Here is a 22,502-nt window from a genome sequence, read left to right as displayed (position 1 = left end):
TGTACTTATTGTACCATGTTGTGTCACGTTAAAAATCGGGAAATTTTTGTTTTGTTACACTTTGAAAAGGATTAATCAGATGATATGGAGTAAATTTAATATTGATATATAAAGAGAGAGAACACTATGAAAAAATTTGCGATGAATTTACTCGCTGGACTGTGCGCTTTGTTGGCGATAGTGTTTATTGTAGTACCCGGCCCGTCTATTTTGTTTCTGTTGGGCGCATTACTTTGTTTGTCTATTAATTATCCATGGGCAAGAGCTTGGTTGAAAAAGGGCCAAATTTGCTTCAAAACGGCTTGTGTTCAACTAGACAAGCGTTTTAGGAAAACTTTTTAAAAAGGCCCGTATGCGGGCCTTTTCAATCTATATCTAAGCTTTGTTCTGCTCAGCAAGATATAGCCAAGTTTCAAGGACTGTATCTGGGTTGAGTGACACTGAGTCGATACCCTGATCAACTAGCCATGCAGCAAAGTCTTCATGATCCGAAGGTCCTTGTCCACAAATGCCTACATATTTACCTTTTGCTTTGGCTGTTTGAATTGCCATTGAAAGCAATTTCTTGATTGCCGGGTTACGCTCATCGAATAAGTGCGCAATTAGACCTGAGTCCCGGTCTAGACCAAGAGTAAGCTGAGTTAGGTCATTCGAACCGATTGAGAAGCCGTCGAAGTATTCAAGGAACTCTTCTGCTAATAAGGCATTAGAAGGCAATTCACACATCATGATAACCTTCAGTCCATTTTCGCCTCGTTTAAGACCGTGCTCCTCAAGCAGCTGTATAACTTTTGCAGCTTCTTCAAGTGTACGAACAAATGGGATCATGATTTCTACGTTATCGAGACCCATTTCGTTACGTACGCGCTTGATTGCTTCACACTCAAGCGCAAAACACTCGCGGAAATCTTCCGAAATGTAACGAGATGCGCCACGGAAACCAATCATTGGGTTTTCTTCTTCCGGCTCATATTGCTGACCGCCAACGAGATTTGCATATTCGTTTGACTTGAAGTCAGACATACGAACGATAACGCGCTCAGGTGCGAACGCTGCACCTAAGGTTGAAATACCTTCAACCAGCTTTGCGATATAGAACTCTACCGGTGAGTCATAGCCCGCAATAATTTCTTTAATTTCAGCTTGTAGATCAGCAGACTGAGTGTCGAAATTAATCAATGCTTTTGGATGTACACCAATCATGCGGTTAATAATAAACTCAAGGCGAGCAAGGCCAATACCGGCATGCGGCAGTTTTGCAAAATCAAATGCGCGATCCGGGTTACCGACATTCATCATGATTTTCATCGGAATGTCAGGCATCGAGTCGATACGTGATGAAATGACTTCAAAGTCTAGCTTGCCCTGGTAGATATAACCTGTGTCACCTTCTGCACAAGACACAGTTACTTCATCACCATGCTTAATGGTGTCAGTTGCATTACCGCAACCAACAACTGCTGGGATACCTAGTTCACGAGCAATAATTGCAGCGTGACAAGTACGACCACCACGGTTAGTGACGATAGCAGCAGCACGCTTCATGATAGGTTCCCAGTCTGGGTCTGTCATGTCGGTAACCAAGATATCGCCCTGCTCAACTTTATCCATCTCATCTATGGAGTTAAGTACGCGTACTACACCGCTTCCAATTTTATGCCCGATTGCACGACCTTCGCATACGATGTCAGACTTTTCTTTAAGCTGATAACGCTCCATAACGTTAGCGTCTTCGTTAGAGCGAACTGTTTCTGGACGAGCTTGTACAATGTACAACTTGCCATCGTTACCATCTTTGGCCCATTCAATATCCATCGGACGACCATAGTGTTTTTCGATGATGACGGCTTGTTTGGCCAGTTCCTGCACTTCGCTGTCTGTGATAGAGAATTTGTTAGACAGCTCAGGGTCCATATCAACAATCTCTACTTGTTTACCGTGAGATTCATCGCTTGAATAGACCATTTGAATAGCTTTGGAGCCAATGTTACGTCTTACAACTGCTGGCAAGCCTTTCGCTAGTGTTGGTTTGTGAACATAGAATTCGTCTGGGTTAACAGCACCCTGAACGACCATTTCACCAAGACCATAGCTTGAGGTGACGAAAACTACATCTTCGAAACCTGATTCTGTATCAATAGTAAACATAACACCAGAAGATGCTTTGTCTGAGCGAACCATACGCTGAATACCAGCAGATAACGCGACGCCGCGATGGTCGTAACCTTGGTGAACACGATAAGAAATTGCGCGGTCGTTGAACAAAGAGGCAAAAACGTGCTTGATAGCGACCATTACTGCGTCAATACCTTTAACGTTAAGGAAAGTCTCTTGTTGTCCTGCAAATGAAGCGTCTGGCATATCTTCGGCTGTTGCTGAGGAACGAACAGCAAAGGAGACATCGTTGCTTTCATCGCCGTGTAGTGAGGCGTATGCGTCGCGGATGGCTTGGTCTAATTCTGGCTGGAAAGGAGTATCAATAACCCATTGGCGGATTTGTGCGCCGACTTTGGCAAGTTCGTTGACGTCGTCAACATCGAGGGAATCGAGAATAGTGTGAATTTTCTCATTCAGGCCTGATTGCTCGAGGAATTCATTAAAGGCGTCTGCCGTTGTTGCGAATCCACCGGGTACTTGTACACCTGCATTGGCAAGATTAGATATCATTTCACCCAGAGAGGCATTTTTACCACCAACCCTAGGTACGTCTTGCATACCTAATTCTTGATACCAGAGAACGTAGTCTTGCACGGAACTGTCTCCAAAAACAAATTGTATTTAATGTGAGAGAAAAATTGACCTTCCTATAGGTCGAAGGCATTCTACAACTTAATGCATAGCGGCGTAAACCGCGACACGAAAAAATACTAAAAAAGTAATTGAAAGGTTAAAATGAGAACTGCATTTTATATATCTGATGGAACAGCGATTACATCAGAGGTATTCGGGCATGCGACGCTGTCGATGTTTCCCGTAGACTTTAATCATAAGACGATCCCTTTTGTTGAGACTGTCGATAAAGCTCAAAAAATCAAAGAACTAATTAATTCTACTGCGCAAACAAGTGGCGAGAAGCCGTTGGTGTTTTTCACCTTCGTAAACCCCGAATTGTCCGATATTATTCTTGCATCAGACGGGGTTTGTTATGATTTCTTGTCTTACTCTAGCGAAATCGTAAAAAGAGAGCTGAAAGTCGCTCCCGTACCAAAAGTTCACCGGACACACAGCATTCATGAAGCCACATATGACTTCAGAATTGATGCAGTCAATTACGCGCTGGCTAACGATGATGGCGCAAATATAAAAGATTACGAAAAAGCTGACATTATTTTGGTTGGCGTTAGTCGCAGCGGCAAAACACCGACGAGTTTGTACCTGGCTCTTCAATACGGGATTAAAGCAGCAAATTATCCAATGACAGAAGATGACCTTGAAAAAGGTGCTTTACCCAAGTGTTTAATGCCTTACAAACAAAAGATATTTGGTCTAACGATTGACCCAGAGCGCTTGTCGGCTATCAGACAGGAGCGTATGGCAAACTCAAGATACGCATCAATACGGCAATGTCGGATTGAGGTCAGAGAGGTAGAAATGTTGTTTAAGAAAAATAAAATTCCTTACCTGAACTCTACTAAATTCTCAGTCGAAGAGATATCAGCCAAGATTATATCAGAGACTGATCTTGAAAGACGAAAATACTAAAAAAGGGCCAAAGGCCCTTTTATCTTCTTCTATACTCGGTTTCGAGCATCTTTAAGCAGGTCTGCAACCAAGAATCCGAGCTCCAACACCTGATCAGCGTTTAAACGCGGATCGCACTGCGTGCGGTAACGCTGAGCAAGGTCTTCATCTGAGAGTCCATATGCCCCGCCAATACACTCAGTGACGTGTTGTCCGGTCATTTCTAAGTGTACACCACCTGGGTATGAACCTTCAGCTTTATGTACGGCGAAAAACTGGCTTATTTCACGCAAAATATTATTAAAGCTACGAGTTTTATAGCCTGTGCTGGCCTTTTCAGTATTACCGTGCATCGGATCAGAACTCCACACGACCTTGCGACCTTCTTCCTGAACTTTTCTGACTAAAGCTGGCAGCTTTTCGGGTAAAACATCAGCCCCCATTCTCGTGATCAGCGTAAGGCGTCCTGGTATATTTTCTGGATTCAAAGCGTCGATCAATTCGATAAGCTCGTCAGGTTTCATGCCTGGACCAACTTTTACACCTATAGGGTTTTTTATGCCCCTGAAGAATTCTATATGTGCATGATCTAGTTGCCTTGTGCGTTCACCGATCCAAACAAAGTGGGCTGAACAATCATACCAGTCACCACTTAAATGGTCTCTTCGAGTCAGGGCTTGCTCATAACCAAGTAGCAGTGCTTCATGTGATGTATATAAGTGAGTTTCTTTAAGGCTTGGCGCGACTGTAGAGTCGATACCGCATACTTCCATAAACTCAAGCGCTTCTTGAATTCGGTTAGCCAGTTGTTGAAACTTTTCTTTCATCGGGTTTGCTGCAACGAAGCTCATATTCCAACGGCTTACTTGGTGAAGGTCTGCTAGTCCCCCTTGAGCAAAAGCTCGAAGTAAGTTGAGTGTTGAAGCGCTGTGATGATAGGCTGTTAGTAACCTTTTCGGGTCTGGTATGCGTGCGTCTTCGGTAAACTCAAAACTATTAACTATGTCACCACGATACGAAGGCAATGCTACTCCGTTGATTGTTTCAAAGTCGGAAGATCTTGGCTTTGCATATTGGCCTGCCATTCTTGCAATTTTTACAACAGGACATTTTCCACCATAGGTCAGTACTACTGCCATTTGTAGAAGTGTTTTAAATGTATCTCTTATACTCGTGGCGCTAAAATCTGCAAATGACTCAGCACAATCACCACCTTGCAGTAAAAAAGCCTTTCCTTCACACACATCTGCCAAACTCTTATACAGACTGCGAGTTTCTTCAGCGAATACCAAAGGCGGTGCCGCATTTATCTGTTTTTCTACGGATTCAAGCTCTAATTTATCCGGATATTCGGGTTGTTGAACTATCGGATGTTCTCTCCAGCTATCTGGGCTCCAAGGTTTCATATTTTCCTCATTCCTCATTAGTTACCTCAAAGGCAAGGTACCTTATAGACGCTACAGCTTCAAGGATATTTCGAAGAATTTAAAGGATTAAATACCATAAAGAACACATCATACAATAAAGAGTTTTTGTACTACGCAGCATCTACGTCTTATAACAGTATGTATCCAGGGAATTAAGTTATATCAGTCAGTCTGTTTAATGTGCTTACGGGTAATTCTTCATATCAAATAATTATGTTAAATTGACTCACTATCAAGAAGTTTGCGTATATTTTCTAAGATAACTTATGATCGCAATGTCCTGCGGCATAGCAATCATAAGATGATGACCCTTGTATCCGCGCAAAATATCGTATCATGGTTATTTCAAGGGGTTATTGCCACAATCTGCATCATGTCTGGAACTAGTCAAAGATTAACGGCGGCGCTCATTTAGCAGCTGTCTAACTCAGCCTTAATACCATGACACACTACAATCTCGAATAAGATACTTGCGATAAACACTTTTGACCCAAAAGCATGTCCTTATTTTAACGCACAGATTGCGAGCCCTTCCATGCCAGGTTTCTGTCTAAATCAATCAATGTGTAAATATGCCCATCACACGTGATGCCTAATTAACCACGACATATTTTAACTGAAGTATCATGCAGCCTGGAAAGCCAACGATCGTTTATTACTAAAGAAATCGGCTAACCATTCACTGAAGTATTAAAAAATTCAACTGCAAGATTTAAGTGGTAGTTAAAGCTACACCGCCTAAAGGGTCATAAAGTGATTAGTTGGATAAGTTATATTGTGAGCGCTCATTATTGTAATATTAGAGAAACAAGCAGTGGCTCTTTGGTGCGACAACGGCGCCGACTTTTAGCTCATCATAAGTTCAACTTCGGGGTTAGCCAGGTAACCGTCTATCGAGAATATTTAGATGAGAAAGTATCAAAGCAGTTAGAGCTAACAACCGCTATCAATCACCGATTTCAGCAAGCCAGATTGATGATAAATTTAGTACCAGAATTCAAGCGCCAAGATAGGTAATCGAGATTTGTTGCCTATAGACAATTAAATTTGATCTATTTGGCACACCATTGATGCATTTTTAGAAGACTAAGATTTGCGGCTCAGTCACACATAAACAAGGTTTCTAAAAAAACTGTTTTCCGCCGAAGTTGACCTTAGCAAATTTGAATATTCTAAGCATTTCAGGCTATCAATTCTTGAGATCTGATTAACGCCCTTATATTGAAATGAAACAATAGATTACCAAGAAAATATATGTTCCAGTATTTTTTGACTACAACAAATGTTCATTTAGACCCACAAAGACCAAGTAACGTAATTTTATTTTAGCCCCTGCTCTTGAAGTTACGTGTAACTCTCTATATTTCAAAATGAGTTTAGCTCCTACAAAATTAACAACGACTCCAGATCCAGTTGTAAAAAAAAGCAAGCTAGTCTAAAATTAAAGGAACACATCATACATTTAATGCATTGAATCTTTATCTCAGCAAAACTGAGCTTGTAACAAATTTTATCAAGAAAATAGAAAGTAAGTGTATAATCACTTCTGTTTTTAAATTGTTTTGATTGGGCATCTAATGAAAAGTAAACTGTCTATAAGGTCACATTTTGATTATCTTTTTGAACAAATATCTTTGTTCTGTGAGGAGATACAAACAGCAGATATTACACAAGCTGTCTATTTTAAGCTTCCTGCTGTTGAAAAAAAGGACGAGACTTCGGCTCCTGAAAGTATTCCTGTAGAAAAATTGACGGGAGATGTAGCTCTTTCACATTGTATTACATCATTTAAAGACCTTTTTCTTGATAAGAAAGAAAGTGGCAAAGTACTTACACGCCATCCAGGATTGCTTTTAGTTAACGACCCAAAAAGTGAAATTCGAAATCGCCTAGTCGAAATTAACTTAGCTAAAGATGCCTTTAAAGAACTAGTTCTAGAAATTGCAAATAATGACGCAAGATTTGAAGCAGTGCATAGTGCAGTGCCAGGGTTAGTAACATTGGCAGCTTATAGAAAGATACACTTTGAACACACAGTGCCATATTCAGTCCGCTTTACCTGGATGACCAAACACTCAACAAAAACATTGTCTAAAAAGGCCGCTTTAGACATACTCCAACGCTCATCTCAATATACTAATCCAAGAGCAATTGACCAAAGTAATTGGCAATCAATTGTAGAACAAGAACGACTTAGGGTTTCAAGTTTATCATCATCAGCAAAGTTACGGATTAGGCGCCCTACCAGAGTTAGCCCAGAGGTGAATGTCCGTTTTAGTGCAAAGAATCGATATCATGTAAGCGGTGCACTTCCATTCGTTCTTTTAAATCCACAAAAAGAAACAAAGATTGGTGAGTTAAAAAATTACATTCGAGAAGATACTGATCCACGAAAGAAGGAATATAATTATTTGATAGAAAGAATTTATCTAGAAAAAATTAGCGAGGATCACAAGTAGAAGCTGAATTAACACATCACACAGTACCTGCAAAGTCGAAAGTACAAACACTGAGTGAGTATCTATTCCTTTTTAGTTATTTCCGCTCGAAAGGTTAGTTTGATGAACTGCTAATACACTTGAGTTAAAAAATTTAGTGTTCATATATTTTTATATTATTTAAGGATCATTAATTTTTTTAACTAGTTTAGGTTATGTGTCTGTTCTTGAAATTATTATCTTCGTTGCTCTTCTCACGTAATCCGTTTCATTATAACGTTGAAGTCAAATCAAAAACATGATAGTAAGCGCTTACATTGCTCACTATTCTTTTAGTGAGCATTGGCTTTGTCGGTAAAGTGATATATAACACCAACACAATATATCCAGCGCCATGTTGAAAACATGAAATTTTATTTTCTTTAATAAAGCGACCAAGTTCAAATCAGGTATATCTAACAACATCAATCCATATTGAACATTTTTCAAAATACACTGAAGTACGTCAGCCTTTATGATCTATATCCGAATACTGTCACTAGATCTATTTTTACAACTAATAAGAGCACTCGTAAGCTGGCTAACCATTATACTCCTCGCCCAAAAAATATGGGAACCCCCAAGTAAAGAACACATCATAGATATTTAATAAAAGTATCACGTTGAAATTACCCAATACTGTATAATTCACCCAGCTATCAATGTACGTCAGAATATGGAGGGTGCTTTATAAAGTCGAAAATCAACGAATATTTCACCACCCGTAAGAACACTTCATTATTAAAGGGTGAAATCACATAATTCATTGCTACTTTACTGACATTTTAACCCAAAACAGACAACTGTACCTAAACCTTGATCCGCATCAGATTTTTAAGTTGGTACCCTCTTTTGAAGAACACTTCATAAAGAAAGTTATAGAACACCGGAATCATCGCGGCCTTGTGCCGATACAGATAACACAATAGTCAGTATCTTACCCTCAAATACCCTCCAAGTCAGAACACCGACCGCAAGCCTGCTTAGTTTTGATCCATATGGGCGCTTGTCCTCGCCATATTTAGAAGCTGAGCCTCCCCTTAAGAACACATCATAAAGTAACTGATAGAACACACATTACATCACTACCTTACTTTTCTATTCTCCTAAAACAACCACCAATACCCAAGCCATACCAGATTTTTAAGTGGAGTACCTACTCATGGAGAACACATCATAAATTAAGTGATAAATCACATAATCATCGCAGCCTTCTGACGATACAGATAACACAATAGTCAGTATCTTACCCTCAAATACCCTCCAAGTCAGAACACCGACCGCAAGCCTGCTTAGTTTTGATCCATATGGGCGCTTGTCCTCGCCATATTTAGAAGCTGAGCCTCCCCTTAAGAACACATCATAAAATAACTGATAGAACACACATTACATCACTACCTTACTTTTCTATTCTCCTAAAACAACCACCAATACCCAAGCCATACCAGATTTTTAAGTGGAGTACCTACTTATGGAGAACACATCATAATTTAGATGATAAATCACATAAATCATCGCAGCCACTACCTCATCCTTTTTATCGGATACGTCGGAACACCGACTGCTAACTGACAAGTTTGAGATTAGTCCACATGACCGCCCAGTCCATCCAGGTTCACGCTAAGTACTATTCCATAAAGAACACATCATAAATTAAGTGATAAATCACATAAATCGTCGCAGCCTTGTGCCCCCGTCATCTAACACCGTAATCAGTATCTTACTCTCCATGTCAGAACACCGACCGCAAACCAGCTTAGTTTTGATCCATATGGATACTTGTCCTCGCCATATGTAGAAGCTAAGCCTCCCCTAAAGAACACATCATAAATTAGCTGATGAATACATAAATCATCGCGGCCTTGTGCCCCCGTCATCTAACACCGCAATCAGTATCTCACCCTCCATGTCGGAACACCGATTGCAAACCAGCTTTGTTTTGATCCATATGAGTGCTCGTCCACACCATATTTTGAAACTGGGCAACCTTTAAGAACACATCATAAATTAGCTAATGAACACATAAATCATCTCGGCCTTGTGCCCCCGTCATCTAACACCGTAATCAGTATCTTACTATCCATGTCAGAACACCGACCGCAAACCAGCTTAGTTTTGATCCATATGGATACTTGTCCTCGCCATATGTAGAAGCTAAGCCTCCCCTAAAGAACACATCATAAATTAGGTGATAGATCATATAAATCATCGCAGCCTTGCGAGCCATTCTGCTAAAACAGTAAGCAGCCACTATCTTATCCTTGATACCGGATACGTCGGAACACCGACTGCTAACTGACAAGTTTGAGATTAGTCCACATGACCGCCCAGTCCATCCAGATTCACGCTAAGTACTATCCCATAAAGAACACATCATTAAGAAGTGATAGATCACACATAGCACTCCTACCTTACTACTCCGCCCTCTTAAAACAGTCATCAATACTTGAGCCGCCCCAGATTTTTAAGTGGAGTGCCTACTCATGGAGAACACATCATAAATTAGCTGATGAATACATAAATCGTCGCAGCCTTGTGCCCCCGTCATCTAACACCTCAATCAGTATCTTACTCTCCATGTCAGAACACCGACCGCAAACCAGCTTAGTTTTGATCCATATGGATATTTGTCCTCGCCATATGTAGAAGCTAAGCCTCCCATAAAGAACACATCATAAATTAAGTAACGAATACATAAATCATCGCGGCCTTGTGCAGATGACACAATAGTCAGTATCTTACCGTCCATGTCAGAACACCGGCAGCAAACCAGCTTAGTTTTGATCCATATGGGCACTTGTCCTCACCATATGTAGAAGCTGAGCCTCCCCTTAGAACACATCATAAATTAAGGTGTGAAAATTCTTCCTTAAAGATTAGCTGTACTGAAACCATTTACCCTGCTATCAATATATGCCTGAACAAAGAGGTTACTTCAAAGGTCGGATATCAGGGAACGTTTTACCATCAAAAGAACACAATATATGTAAATACGAAATATGATTCTATGTGTTATTAAATCTGGTTTTTCTATCAACATTATGCAATTCAGGAAGACACATTGTCCATTTATAAATATCAAAACTCTGCGTTTGACATGTCGAAAATACAATGTCACTTATAATTTAACATAATAATGGTTGGTTCTTCGTATGAAAAAAACCAAACTCAATTGTTACCAATCAAGTTATTTTTTCACGATTTCTTCCAACGTGTCTTCGTCTATCACTTCAACATTTTCAACAATGCGCTTGCCGCCCTGAATTTCAATCCGTTTATTATGTTTATTTAATGCTAATATTTCATCACAGAACTGCGCAGAAGGATGCATTTCGTATACATAGTCTACAATTTTGCCGCTTTTATCATCTTTTACATTAGAAATATGGTATTCCGAGATAGCCCCTTTTTCGATGAGGTCTTTCATTGTCGTAGTCATATCCCGTCGTAATGCTTTTAATTTATTGTCAGTAATCTCATCATCAGGGTAGATAGAACCATATTTTTCCATAATGGATAACAGGCGGAAATGGTAAGTTTTTCCTGGAGCCGCATATCTCCATAGGTGATATAAGCGCAGCATCATCCAACGAGAAAGGCCACGTTTAAGTTCTTGCGCGCTGTTAAAGTAGTATCCTTTATACTCTAAATTGTCGATCATGTTATGAACAAAAGCATTCAGACAGGCTACACACTTAACGTTACCGCCCTGCCCTTTTTTACCACTGAAGTGAAGTGACGATAAAAAGTTCATATTAGACTCATAAAATGAGTCATCTATATCTGTACTCTTTGTGTCTGTTGCACGATATTTGAACGACAGCTTTGAACCTTGTAAAGCCTCTAAAGATTCTTTAATTTGCGGATAAGGCATTGATTGACCAACAGCTTTTAGCTCCTGGGCCAGTTCATTCATAGAGAAAATCACAGCATATTGAATACCGGACTTAAAATTGATTTTTACAATCTTACCTTTTGAAGCCAGACGAATTAGAGCACGCTCAACTTTTTCCTCTCGGTCCGATGGCCATACAAGAAATTCAGCTTCCTCACCGTCTTTTTTACTACTTACAACAGCCGGCGTGATTTTTAACTCTCCGTCGTAAACAATACCGTCAACTTTCTCCGAAATTCTTCTGGAAATAATGGTTTTCTTTGGCGCTTCTTCTAGGGGCAGTTTTTTATAGCCAGAACGTACAAACCGACCCCAAAGGTCGTAATGATTGAAAGTGTTCGAATAAGCTCGCAAACCATGACTAGCACTTTCCAATGACACCCGAACATCTTTGTTATCAGTGAACAACGCTAAACTCTCGTTATCGGTTGCGCTTTCAACACCATGGATCTGACCTCTAAGGGAATCAGGTAAATTATCAACGGAGATGTTTACCTTACGGCTCATTTTATTACTTCCAGAATTTTGCGACGGTTAATGACAACACATTCACGATCAAAAGTTAATTGTTTAAGTTAGTAAAAAAGTGATCTGCACTAAAAAATCAGTTTCGGATCACTTTTTTACTAAGATTCGACATTTTGAGATCCAGTTTATACCAACTGACATAAAAATCATCATCAAAAAAGCCCATAAGCGCTCAAAAGAAGCCCGTAAATCCGGTTTTCTCAGATCAGTTGTGGATAAATTGAGATCGAGATGGTAAGGATCCGATCTATTCTAAGTACAGATCAGATCTATACCTATTAAAACCTTAGCATCCGCTCGATTAAGTGTATAACTTACTGAATTAACTTGGTAAAATATAGATCCGCGACCATAAAACAGTGGACAAGAATGTGCATAAGTTGTGCATATTGGCAAAATCAAAAACCCTGTTAGTAAAAGACCGATCTAGGAGTATAGAAAGATCTGATCTTAACCAAGTATTTTTCTGATCCAGAAGTTTTATATATTCTACATATAAAACAATAGGATAGAATGTAAAAATGAACACTTAGCCTTTAATACCTATAGATCTAACCACTTTTAAACTTATTTATTTATACCTTAGGTGGGTTATAAATATAGATGTCTTTGTTTTTTTATGTTTACTGCAAAAGTAATGGACATTATAATTATAGCTATCATTTGAAGGAAATAACGTATGTCTATCAATAGTAATGCGCTCTCAACGTACAGGCTGCTTAAAGCAACCGCAGAAGTCGCTGAAAAATCCCTCGAAGGTCGAATTCAGCATTATCGCGCACATCTTAAAAGCGAGGATAAAGAACTTCGAACCTATACACAAAAAGCTGCTGCAGATCTGCTGGGTGTTAATAATAGAACACTCAAGCGACGTCATGATCAAGGTGACTTTGATCACTTGGCCATCCAGAAAGGTGCGAACGGCCATTATGCTTATACGTTGGCCAACATCTTCTCAATGGCAGAAATATTAGGTATTGAAGCTGATCATAGAAAGCCAAGCGATAAATTGCAGGTTATTGTTATAAATAGCCTTAAAGGTGGATGTGGTAAAACTACCAGTTTGGTGAATATTGCAGCAGCCCTTGCTACAACAAACATAAAAAGATATCGCATAGGGATCATTGATCTGGATCCTCAAGGATCATCTTCAAGCTTTTTCCCATCGCAGGATCCAGAACCGATCACAGTCGGAGATCTTATGCGTGATTGTATTGAGCTGGACGAAGGTGAAACCTGGCAGCAGTTGGTATCAGACGCATTCAGAGAAACGCATATTCCTAATATACGCGTATTGCCATCTGGAATGGACGATTTCTACTTCGAGCATGAAACCGCGACAGAATTAAAAGAATCATCCAGTTACGCACAAACACGTCACTATCACAAATTGAAAGAGAAGGTCATAGAGCCAGTCTCAGAGCAGTTTGATATTATTTTGATAGATACCGCACCTTCGCTTAACTTTATGTTCTACAACGCCCTGATGGCGTCTACGGCAATGCTAATCCCCGTACACCCAGAAGCTGTAGATTTTGATGCTAACAACAAGTATTTAAAAAGACTTGGGGAGATTTACCATACAGTGGCGGCACTTGGACATGAAGGCTGGGATTTCATGCAGTTTTTGGTTACTAATTACGTTAAAGGTAATCATTCACAACGTGATATTGTTAAAGATGTCCGCAGTGCTTTTGGTCGTCAGGTTATGAGTTATCCTATAAATCACAGTTCTGCGATCACCGCGAGTTCTTCATCATTTAATACTATTTTTGATCAGAAAACCTCTGATTCACTTGCAAGCAGAGAGTCTTTGATTAAATCGCAGGAAAATATAAAAGATGTTGTGGATGAACTAGAAATGTTAGTTCGGTCAAATTGGCCATCAACTCAGTCATCACTCGATCAGTAAGCAGGTAAACAATTTCATGGCTAGAAAACGCAAGAACGACACACGCATAGATCCATTCGCAACACCCGTGGAAGGAAGTAGTTTAGACGATCTATTGGATCAGGCAAAAGTAGGCGATGTGGTGACCATGCCTGCTCCCAGCGATCCTAACAGATTGATCACTTTGATCTGCAAAGTAATAAAGCATGATGAGATCGCTCAGGTCACTCAGGTATATGGCGACAACAGACGCGACCAGACACTGCTAAATGAACGTTCAGTGTCTGATATTTTACCTGCTATTGAAGCTGACAAGCGCAATTTACACCCTGCGTTATGCTGGGATAAAGGCGCAGTGCATGAAGTGTTGTCAGGCTCCAGACGGCGAAAAGCTTGCCTGCTCGGTGGCGCTGACTATGTCATTTTAACTTCTGCTGATTTTACAGATGAAGATGCGAAAGTCCTTTCGGTTTCATCCGACCAATACATCGCACCTAGCTTGTGGGAACAGGGAAAAGCCTTCTCCCAAACCAAGCAGGCACTTATTCAACAAGGTAAAAAAGGCTCTTATCGCGAGATTGCAGCTATTGAGGGGTTATCACATACTGCTATTGCAGATTCGTTAAAAGCATTTGAGCAAATCCCGCTCGAGGTTGTCAGTCTATATCCCACGGCAAACCATTTGGGTCGTGAAGCTGCTAAAAAACTCATCACCGCTATCCAGGAACATAGCGAGGGGTTCAAACAAAAGGTGGCTGAGTATGCACCAGAGAAGCTAACATCTGAGACTGTTAGTGACGAGAAACGAGCAGTATTACTTACCAATTACCTGACCACTTTTTCGAAGGCAGAATCCAGGAACGTTGCATTACTCGAAAACGACTACATTAAAGTTCAAAAGAACATTAAAAGTGGTGCTATCACAGTTAAGATAGATGATCGTGTTATGACTGAGAAGCGCCTGGAGCAACTAGAGAAATTGCTTGCAAGTTTCAATTAATCTTTATCGGCCGGGTTTACCGGCCGTTATTCGTACTTTTTCGACATTGTTGTCATCCAACCAGTCAAATTTTCCCTATTTATCGCCGTTTGCCTCTTTAGCTCAAATACGTAATTTCATATACTGCTCTTTTACGTCTTTTTTATTGTAAACGAATGTCTTCGCAGTTATCTAAAGAGCAACTTCTAGCACTATTTGAGGAAATTAAACAAGAACAGTCGACCCAGTTTCCGCTGTCCGAACGTTTTCTCAAGCAGTATTTCAACGCTGCCTTATTGAGTAAGGCCAAGCAATATTTGCATGATGAACAAATTAGCTTTTTGGAGCACTCTGAGGACTTCACAAAGATAGACGCTCAGGTGATGGGCAACTTTGGCAATACCTTCACTCAACACATCAAAATAGAGCAGATAAAAGGGACGCCTTCTGTCGAAGCCCAATGTACTTGTTCGAACAATCCTAAATGCCGCCACATCGCGGCTGTCTTGTTGAAACTGAAAATAGACCATTCGGGTGGTTTTGGTGAGTCCTATCTGGTCAATGATTGGTTTAATGAGCTCGCGCAATTACAACAAGCGAATGATCTGGATGTGACGAATGTTTTGTTATTTGTGCTTGAGTCTCGTGGTAACGAACTGCTGGTCAATCCAAAAACCACGCCGCAAAAGCCCGATGGTGTTTACCCTCTTGGCCGTGCACTGACTGAGCACCAGCTCAATAGTCAGGTGCCGCCAAAGGATATTCTTGAGAGCGACTTCAGGTTGTTTTCTTGGATCCGCTCGCAAAATACGCCAGGTCACTTTGAGCTATCGGGAAGTTGGGGATTTTCAGCTTTACAACAGCTTGTGCAGAGCAAGCGCTGTTTTTACCAAAATAGCCGCAGACCGCTTGCTTTTGGACATAAGCAACACCTGGAGTTTAGTTGGGAGAAAGAGCGTGATGAATACCGCTTAACCAGTCATTTAAGCGGGGTTGAGCAATGGCAGCTGATCAAAACGGATCCGCCTGTCTATCTCGATACTGAAAATATGCTACTTGGTCGGATCGAATCTGAGCTGAGTGCGCAGGAAATCGCTCACCTGCACACGATGCCTTTGATCAACGCGAGTAAGATTGAAGCGGTGATTAAACGTTTCCAGGATGTGTTTGCCGACAATATAGTTCCGCCACCTCATGGACACGAGCACCTTGTAAATAAGGATAAGCTCGTTGCTAAACTGAGTATCGAGCCCGGTTCCCCCCTGAAATTGGCCTTATCCTTATTAGATAAGGAAGGTCGTTACTCCAAAGCGAAACAACTTAATCGATGCGAGAAGATGCTCAATGGACTTGGCTTCTCAGCTCAGCAAAATCACTTTGTGCTTCCGCACGATGATGATGTTACCTATCACTGGTTTAATTGCGAAGTTCGCCCTTACCTACAAAGTAAACTCTGGCAGGTAGATGAATTACAAGGTGGCCGGGCAGTACTGACGCCAAAGGTGACTTTGGTACTAAAACGAGACAAAAAACACCACGTCATTGGCCGAGTAATGTTTGATGATAAGTTGGTTACGCTCGACTGGGATAAAGTGCCTTCCCATGAAGTCAATTCCCTGGCTAATGTTTATCAGTACATTAATATCGCAGAGCAGTTCTATGCCATACCCAAGGCCGTCTACGACGAGTTGCTCCTGTTAAAAACAAGATTTAGCTATTACCTCTCCAGTTCGCAGTTCAAGTTTCCATTGTCATATGCCAGCAAACTATTTGAGCTGAATGCAGTTGAGAGCGTGTCTGATGACAGGCGCCTGTTGGATTACCTTGATGAATTGAGCAAGCCTGAACAAAACCATGCTTCAGGTGTAACTGATTCTGCTGAGCATTTTACGCTCCGTGATTATCAGGTGCAGGGGGTCGACTGGCTACGTTTTCTGAATCGCCATCAACTTGGTGGTATTCTAGCGGATGATATGGGGTTAGGTAAGACGCTACAGGTTATCGCTTATTTTATTTCTCAACATAACACTTTGGTGACTAAGCCTTCGTTGATTGTTTGTCCGACTAGTCTGGTTGGTAACTGGCAGAACGAATTCCGTCGTTTTGCGCCACACCTTCCGCTGTTGACGGTACATGGCGCACAGCGTGATAAGCAGCTCAGTCAGGTCGCAAATGCTCGCTTTATTATCACCACTTACCCGTTACTAAAACGTGATTTAGCGCACTACTCTGAACTGGAGTTTGATTCAATTGTGCTTGATGAAGCACAGTACATTAAGAATGAAACCGCGCAAATTTCTAAATGTGTAAAGCAGTTATCTGCTGAATTTAAACTATGCCTGAGTGGAACACCGGTCGAAAATAACCTCCTTGAGTTAAAATCTTTGCTCGACTTTGTGATGCCTGATGTACTGGGCACCAAGCAACAATTTAAGCACTACTTTCAGCAACCTATCGAGAAAGAAAGCGATACTCGGCGTGCCAAAGAATTACAGTCTTTAATTGCGCCTTTCATTCTGCGTCGAACTAAGTCTGAAGTTGTGCGCGAGCTCCCGGCAAAAACAGAGTTGGTTAAAAAGCTAGAATTCAGTGGTGCTCAAGCTGATATGTACCATCAGGTACAAGCTAAAATCGAATCTAATTTGGTTGATTTATTTAAAGAGCAAGGCGTAGAGCGCAGCAAGCTGGCTTTTTTAGATGCCCTGCTGAGGCTACGCCAAATCTGTTGTCATCCCAGCTTGGTTGATAAAACTCAGACGTTCAACAGCGCAAAGTTTGATTGGTTAGCTGATCACTTACCTACTTTCCTCGAGGAAGGTCGTAAGGTGATTATTTTCAGTCAGTTCACCAGTGTACTGGACATGATCGCCAGCCATTGTGACGGCTTGAATATCCCTTTCACTATGCTGACAGGTCAAACACGTCAACGGGACAAAGTAATTACCCGCTTCACAGAGGGTGAGGTTGATGTCTTCCTGATCAGTCTCAAAGCAGGCGGAACGGGTCTGAATCTGACTCAGGCTGATACTGTGATCCATTTTGATCCCTGGTGGAACCCGGCAGTTGAAAACCAGGCGACCGACAGGGCTTATCGGATTGGCCAGGATAAGCCTGTGTTTGTTTATAAGCTGATCATCGCCAATTCTATTGAGCAGAAAGTTTATCAGATGCAAAAAGATAAGCAGGCATTGGTAGACGCCTTGTTTGCTGATGCAGGCGTGAATTTGACTCAGTTTAATGAAGCGCAAATGCTCGAAATGATAAAAAACTAATTTTTTTCTGAACTTTTTAGAACAGGAGGGGGTCTATCATTATGCTTGTTGTTAACGCCGAGTTTGTAGTAAGCATATTGTTGATTTCCCCCTATTAAATACAAGTTTTGTATCGAGCCGGTTAACTGTTAACCGGCTTTTTTTTGTGCGTTTTTAAGCTGTTCCATATTTGATCCACATTGTTCGACTTTAATAACCATATTGGCGAATTAGGACGCGATGGACTCAAGGGGCGAGCTATGTTGTGCTACGAAAACGCAATTTCACAGTTAAACTTTATTGAACCTCAGTCACAGTGTGATTATGATCTACTAAACGAGGTTGCCAGTTCAGATGATCTGGCCAGCATTCTGACCATGTTGCTGTTTGATGAAACCTTGTCGGATAAGCTTAAGGGTCAGGTTAAAAAGCAGCTTTCACAACTAAAGGCTAAATCGAGAGGCTAAATGACATCGAAGCACCATATTCTTATCGTTGAGGATGATTACGATATTGCAGAGCAGGTAATGCTGTTTTTTAAAGCTTCTGGATTCGAAATTTCCCACATTGCAGATGGTGCTTTGGTGGTCGACTGGGTGAGAGAAAATAACCCTGAAGCCATTTTAATGGACATCATGCTACCAAATCAGGATGGTGTTGAATGCATGCGCCAGATCCGAGAATTCTCAATGGTGCCTATTGTGATGCTGACGGCAAAGGTATCTGAGGCTGACCGTTTAAAGGGGTTGGAGTTTGGCGCCGATGATTACGTCTGTAAGCCATTTAGTGCCGCCGAACTGGTGATGCGTATCAAAGCGATTTTGCGTCGTTGTCAGGCTGCCCCCAGCGCGCCCCAGGAAGCCGCTGTTGTAGTGGATGTCGATCAGTTAATCGTTTCTATCAAAGGTAACACTTTGTCTTTGACTAAAGTTGAGTTTGACGTATTTGCCATGTTGTATCAGGCGCCTAACCGGGTTTTCTCCCGTCAGCAAATTCTGGATCATATTCAGCCTGATAACTTTGATATTTCCGACCGTGTTATCGACAGTCATATCAAAAACATCCGTAAAAAAATCAAGCAAATCGAGTGCTCGCCCAAAATTGTTGAATCGGTTTATGGTGCTGGTTATCGTTTCAATGAACAGCAGCTTGACGCTTAAATGACGGCGCATATGCGCCGCTTGCTCGCCATAACAAACTTCAAGAAAGTCACAATATAATAGGCATTTAGGCTGTGTAGTTGATATTATCTATACATAGTTACATCAAGAGAATGCCTATGTTTTTGTCCAGTTTAACCACTCTCTCTCCTGCTCAAATTTTGACATTGCTCAGTACTGGTGCCGTGTTATCTTCATGTGTTTTTGCCCCCATGTATTATTTGATTCGGCAAAAGAACCAAACTGCCAGACAACAATTGATGGTACAAAACGAACAGTTACAGAGTCAGCTGGCGCAATTATCTGATGAATTGAAACAGGTACAGAACCAACACTGGCAATTACATGGTGATTGTCAGCAGTTGCAGGCTCGGCTGGATGAAAAGCAACGTCAAAGCAGTGAGTTACAGAATCGCTGGCAAAAAGCAGAAGATATGGCCCAGGATACGCAAGCGTATGCTCACCGTCTGGAGTTGGAGCTGACCGATGTGAAAACCACCTTGGCACAAAAGCAGCAATCTTTTGATGCACAACTGGCCCAGCTTGAGCAGTCAAAGGTCGTGTTAAAGCAAGAGTTTGAAAACCTGGCGACACAAATTTTTGAGGATAAAAGCGAAAAGTTTGCCCGTCACAGTCAGGATAAAATTTCTCAGCTGTTACAACCGGTTCAGGGCGAGCTCAAAGGCTTTCGCGATAAAATGGAGGCCATTCACAGCGAAGAACTCAAACAAAGGGCTGCGCTACGCACTGAACTGCTGCATTTACAGGCCAATAATCAGGCCATTACAGAGCAGGCGCATAAGTTGACAAATGCCTTGCAGGGGCAAAAGAAAACCCAAGGTAACTGGGGGGAACTGATGCTGGAGAATGTGCTCGATAGTGCGGGGTTGCGTCCCGGTAATGATTATCAGCGTGAGGTTAGTTTTTCGACCGAAGAAGGTAAATATCGTCCCGATGTCATTGTGTATCTGCCTCAAGAGCGCCACCTGGTGGTGGATGCAAAAACCTCTTTGAATGCTTATACCCGTTATGTAAACGCCGAGCAGGATAGTGAGGCCAATCAAGCCATTGTGGCGCATGTTGAAGCAGTAAAAGCACGGGTTAAAGAGCTGGGCGATAAATCTTATGAGCGACTACCCGGACTGAACTCTCCGGAAGTGGTGATTATGTTTATTCCGGTGGAATCTGCGTTTGTTGAAGCCATTAAGTATGCACCTGATTTATATCAGTATGCCCTTGAGAACAAAGTATTGATTGCGACGCCTACGACATTACTGACGAGTCTGAATATCGTCAAACAGTTATGGCGTTTTGAGGAACAGAGTAAACACAGCAAAGAGCTGGCGTTGCGTGCTGAAAAGTTCTACAGCAAGTTGAATGCTTTTTTACACAGCCTGGAGGGAGTAGGTAAACAACTTGATAAAGCTCGCGAAGGTTACGACAAAGCAATGGCTCAGCTCTACAGTGGTAAAGGTAATTTGATCAAACAAGCTTCTGAGTTTAAAGAATTGGGTGTTTCTGTGTCTCGTGAGCTACCGAGTGAGTTAACTGAAAAAGCAAAGCTCGAGTTAGAGTGATACTCAACCTCCGACGTAGAATTTAGACATCTTTGGCAGGAAACGTTTTATACGAGTTGTTTGTTACCAACAACTCTGTCTGCGAGTCGCAATACTCACTTCTGAGCTTGCGACTCTTTACTTTGCGACCTAACGATCTTTGTAAATTTCATTGGCCTTGAAGGCTTCAACTTCCAATGGTGAATTATCATAACCATATTCAGCCAGGTCAGAAAAGTGCTGTGTCACGATAGCCTGAAGACCGGAGCGTTCAATCTGCAGAACATGGACAAGTTCATGTGCCAGTTTAGGTGTTGTGAGTTCAAAGCCGTGACGAACGTAGATGGAATAACCAAATACCTGAGCGTTATTAATAATGCCCTCACCTACAAAACCAAGTGCTTCTCCCAGCGCTTTCAAGGCTAAATTGTCATGAGGAAAAGGGACTTCGTCAACATAGACTATCCTCACCTTTTCCGGTGACTGTATACCTATCTCTTTTGCAATTGCTAAGTGTTTTGAATCTAAGGGCTTGCCAATCTGATGACCTTGCTTATCAGTTTCTTCAGCCCAGCTAATATATTGGGGCAAAAGCACTGAGGATATCAGTGTCTTATGAAAGAAAATGATACTCAGGGCTATAGCAAACGTGATGGCTTGGAGCAATTTTATTATTTTCATTGTTGGTTACTCATTTATTATTATTGATTTTCCTTAATTCATAATAACTGGGTGAGCTGGAAAGCAAACTCATAATACGCCAGTCAATAAAGATTATCATTTTTAACAGAAAAGAGATAAGTATTTCGAAAGTGGTGGGGTTATAAGTGTGTCGCAGGTAATAAAAAAGGGCCGTCAGGCCCCTTTACTATTTTTAGTATGATCAGCTATTACACAGGGCATATTTGCCTCTGCGTGGCATGTCGGTATACAGGTAAATATACATGTCGTTATTTTGCACGTCCTGCCAAACGCGGCTACTGGCTGTTGGACACAGAGAGTTACGAATATACTCTTTCACCTCGCTTTCAGACATAGCCAACTTAGTTGGGATCTGAATAAAGACATTGAGCTCGCCGCTTTTAAAGTCAATATTGTTAAACTTCCAGCTGCCCATCATGAACTGCTTAGAAAAGTAGCGTGTAATGCGTTTTTGGGCGCTTGAATCAATCGCTGCAACCTGAACGTCTTCAGATGAGCTATCAACAAAGTAGGTCCATGCAGCTGAAAGTATGATAAAGCCGCCCAACAACATAGACCAGATTGGTAAAGTGGTTTTTACTGTCGTATTTTGCTTTTTCTGACGATGTCTGGATTCAACAATTTTTACCCATTCATTGTGTTTCATAGTTCGCTGTGTCATAGACCATTCCTCCCGTGTATATTGCTTATTAAAACCAATCATTGTGGAAAGAAAATGGAGGGAAACACCCATTACACCTGATCGGATCAGTTATGAGGAGATTTTTATTGAGGTCGGATCTGTGAAGGGGAGAGTGGGTTTAGCTACACGACAAATGTTAATATACGAATGGCTTTATATAACCAGACTTTAGTACTATGCGAGTGTTTTTTTAACCTTACCGGTTTTTAAAAAGAGCGATGAGTATGATTAAATAAAGTGCTAAAAAAATGCCTGATATTATGTCAGGCATGT

General features: G+C 41.3%; 14 protein-coding genes. 9 read left to right on the top strand and 5 right to left on the bottom strand.

Annotated features, from left to right (window positions below; translation table 11 throughout):
* Nucleotides 1–126 precede the first annotated feature (126 nt).
* Nucleotides 127–342, top strand: coding sequence for a PGPGW domain-containing protein (locus CWB98_RS01730; RefSeq protein ID WP_138543260.1), 216 nt, complete (start codon nucleotides 127–129; stop codon nucleotides 340–342).
* Nucleotides 343–375: 33 nt separating this feature from the next.
* Here the strand turns inward: CWB98_RS01730 and ppsA are convergent, their stop codons facing one another.
* Nucleotides 376–2,751, bottom strand: a complete 2,376-nt coding sequence (gene ppsA / locus CWB98_RS01725; RefSeq protein WP_138543259.1) for a phosphoenolpyruvate synthase — start codon at nucleotides 2,749–2,751, stop codon at nucleotides 376–378.
* Between the two features lie 141 nt (nucleotides 2,752–2,892).
* Between ppsA and ppsR the strand changes: the two genes are divergently transcribed.
* Nucleotides 2,893–3,702, top strand: a complete 810-nt coding sequence (ppsR, locus tag CWB98_RS01720) for a posphoenolpyruvate synthetase regulatory kinase/phosphorylase PpsR (protein ID WP_138543258.1) — start codon at nucleotides 2,893–2,895, stop codon at nucleotides 3,700–3,702.
* A gap of 29 nt (nucleotides 3,703–3,731) precedes the next feature.
* Here ppsR and CWB98_RS01715 read toward each other — a convergent pair whose 3' ends face one another.
* Nucleotides 3,732–5,087, bottom strand: coding sequence for a class II 3-deoxy-7-phosphoheptulonate synthase (locus CWB98_RS01715; RefSeq protein WP_138543257.1), 1,356 nt, complete (start codon nucleotides 5,085–5,087; stop codon nucleotides 3,732–3,734).
* Between the two features lie 1,598 nt (nucleotides 5,088–6,685).
* Between CWB98_RS01715 and CWB98_RS01710 the strand changes: the two genes are divergently transcribed.
* On the top strand, nucleotides 6,686–7,567 hold the full coding sequence (locus CWB98_RS01710) for a DNA replication terminus site-binding protein (RefSeq protein ID WP_138543256.1): 882 nt from the start codon (nucleotides 6,686–6,688) through the stop codon (nucleotides 7,565–7,567).
* Nucleotides 7,568–10,772: 3,205 nt separating this feature from the next.
* Here CWB98_RS01710 and CWB98_RS01705 read toward each other — a convergent pair.
* Nucleotides 10,773–11,987 carry a replication protein A gene (locus tag CWB98_RS01705; protein ID WP_138543255.1) on the bottom strand — a complete coding sequence of 405 codons (1,215 nt, stop codon included), beginning with the start codon at nucleotides 11,985–11,987 and terminating at the stop codon, nucleotides 10,773–10,775.
* A 700-nt stretch (nucleotides 11,988–12,687) separates the two neighbouring features.
* Here CWB98_RS01705 and CWB98_RS01700 point away from each other — a divergent pair.
* The 6 genes from CWB98_RS01700 (at nucleotide 12,688) to rmuC (ending at nucleotide 20,866) form a co-directional block, all read left to right on the top strand.
* Nucleotides 12,688–13,920 carry an AAA family ATPase gene (locus tag CWB98_RS01700; protein WP_138543254.1) on the top strand — a complete coding sequence of 411 codons (1,233 nt, stop codon included), beginning with the start codon at nucleotides 12,688–12,690 and terminating at the stop codon, nucleotides 13,918–13,920.
* A 16-nt stretch (nucleotides 13,921–13,936) separates the two neighbouring features.
* Nucleotides 13,937–14,899 carry a transcriptional regulator gene (locus CWB98_RS01695; RefSeq protein ID WP_138543253.1) on the top strand — a complete coding sequence of 321 codons (963 nt, stop codon included), beginning with the start codon at nucleotides 13,937–13,939 and terminating at the stop codon, nucleotides 14,897–14,899.
* A 155-nt stretch (nucleotides 14,900–15,054) separates the two neighbouring features.
* Nucleotides 15,055–18,150 (top strand): DEAD/DEAH box helicase, encoded by a 3,096-nt coding sequence (locus CWB98_RS01690; protein WP_138543252.1) that lies wholly within the window; start codon nucleotides 15,055–15,057, stop codon nucleotides 18,148–18,150.
* A gap of 239 nt (nucleotides 18,151–18,389) precedes the next feature.
* Nucleotides 18,390–18,596, top strand: a complete 207-nt coding sequence (locus CWB98_RS01685) for a hypothetical protein (protein ID WP_054017687.1) — start codon at nucleotides 18,390–18,392, stop codon at nucleotides 18,594–18,596.
* The gene (locus tag CWB98_RS01680) at nucleotides 18,597–19,289 is read left to right on the top strand and encodes a response regulator (protein ID WP_054017686.1); all 693 of its coding nucleotides are present in this window, start codon (nucleotides 18,597–18,599) and stop codon (nucleotides 19,287–19,289) included. It abuts the gene before it with no gap.
* Nucleotides 19,290–19,408: 119 nt separating this feature from the next.
* Nucleotides 19,409–20,866 carry a DNA recombination protein RmuC gene (rmuC, locus tag CWB98_RS01675; protein ID WP_432765872.1) on the top strand — a complete coding sequence of 486 codons (1,458 nt, stop codon included), beginning with the start codon at nucleotides 19,409–19,411 and terminating at the stop codon, nucleotides 20,864–20,866.
* 129 nt (nucleotides 20,867–20,995) lie between these two features.
* Here the strand turns inward: rmuC and CWB98_RS01670 are convergent, their stop codons facing one another.
* Both CWB98_RS01670 and CWB98_RS01665 read right to left on the bottom strand, forming a co-directional pair.
* A complete protein-coding gene (locus tag CWB98_RS01670) occupies nucleotides 20,996–21,526 on the bottom strand; it encodes a hypothetical protein (RefSeq protein ID WP_138543251.1) in 531 nt (176 codons plus the stop codon).
* 202 nt (nucleotides 21,527–21,728) lie between these two features.
* The gene (locus CWB98_RS01665; RefSeq protein WP_138543250.1) at nucleotides 21,729–22,208 is read right to left on the bottom strand and encodes a hypothetical protein; all 480 of its coding nucleotides are present in this window, start codon (nucleotides 22,206–22,208) and stop codon (nucleotides 21,729–21,731) included.
* Between the last annotated feature and the right edge of the window lie 294 nt (nucleotides 22,209–22,502).

This window comes from Pseudoalteromonas rubra, assembly GCF_005887115.1.
Taxonomy (GTDB): domain Bacteria; phylum Pseudomonadota; class Gammaproteobacteria; order Enterobacterales; family Alteromonadaceae; genus Pseudoalteromonas; species Pseudoalteromonas rubra_F.
Note: the sequence above shows the minus strand (reverse complement) of the source record. Positions and strands in the feature narration are given on the sequence as shown.

Excerpts from the sequence above, each read along its gene's own strand:
- CWB98_RS01695 (WP_138543253.1), top strand. The coding sequence starts at position 13,937 with ATGGCTAGAAAACGCAAGAACGACACACGCATAGATCCATTCGCAACA.
- CWB98_RS01690 (WP_138543252.1), top strand. The coding sequence starts at position 15,055 with ATGTCTTCGCAGTTATCTAAAGAGCAACTTCTAGCACTATTTGAGGAA.
- CWB98_RS01710 (WP_138543256.1), top strand. The coding sequence starts at position 6,686 with ATGAAAAGTAAACTGTCTATAAGGTCACATTTTGATTATCTTTTTGAA.
- CWB98_RS01715 (WP_138543257.1), bottom strand. The coding sequence starts at position 5,087 with ATGAAACCTTGGAGCCCAGATAGCTGGAGAGAACATCCGATAGTTCAA.
- CWB98_RS01705 (WP_138543255.1), bottom strand. The coding sequence starts at position 11,987 with ATGAGCCGTAAGGTAAACATCTCCGTTGATAATTTACCTGATTCCCTT.
- CWB98_RS01700 (WP_138543254.1), top strand. The coding sequence starts at position 12,688 with ATGTCTATCAATAGTAATGCGCTCTCAACGTACAGGCTGCTTAAAGCA.
- rmuC (WP_432765872.1), top strand. The coding sequence starts at position 19,409 with ATGTTTTTGTCCAGTTTAACCACTCTCTCTCCTGCTCAAATTTTGACA.
- CWB98_RS01665 (WP_138543250.1), bottom strand. The coding sequence starts at position 22,208 with ATGACACAGCGAACTATGAAACACAATGAATGGGTAAAAATTGTTGAA.
- CWB98_RS01670 (WP_138543251.1), bottom strand. The coding sequence starts at position 21,526 with ATGAAAATAATAAAATTGCTCCAAGCCATCACGTTTGCTATAGCCCTG.
- CWB98_RS01685 (WP_054017687.1), top strand. The coding sequence starts at position 18,390 with ATGTTGTGCTACGAAAACGCAATTTCACAGTTAAACTTTATTGAACCT.
- CWB98_RS01730 (WP_138543260.1), top strand. The coding sequence starts at position 127 with ATGAAAAAATTTGCGATGAATTTACTCGCTGGACTGTGCGCTTTGTTG.
- CWB98_RS01680 (WP_054017686.1), top strand. The coding sequence starts at position 18,597 with ATGACATCGAAGCACCATATTCTTATCGTTGAGGATGATTACGATATT.
- ppsR (WP_138543258.1), top strand. The coding sequence starts at position 2,893 with ATGAGAACTGCATTTTATATATCTGATGGAACAGCGATTACATCAGAG.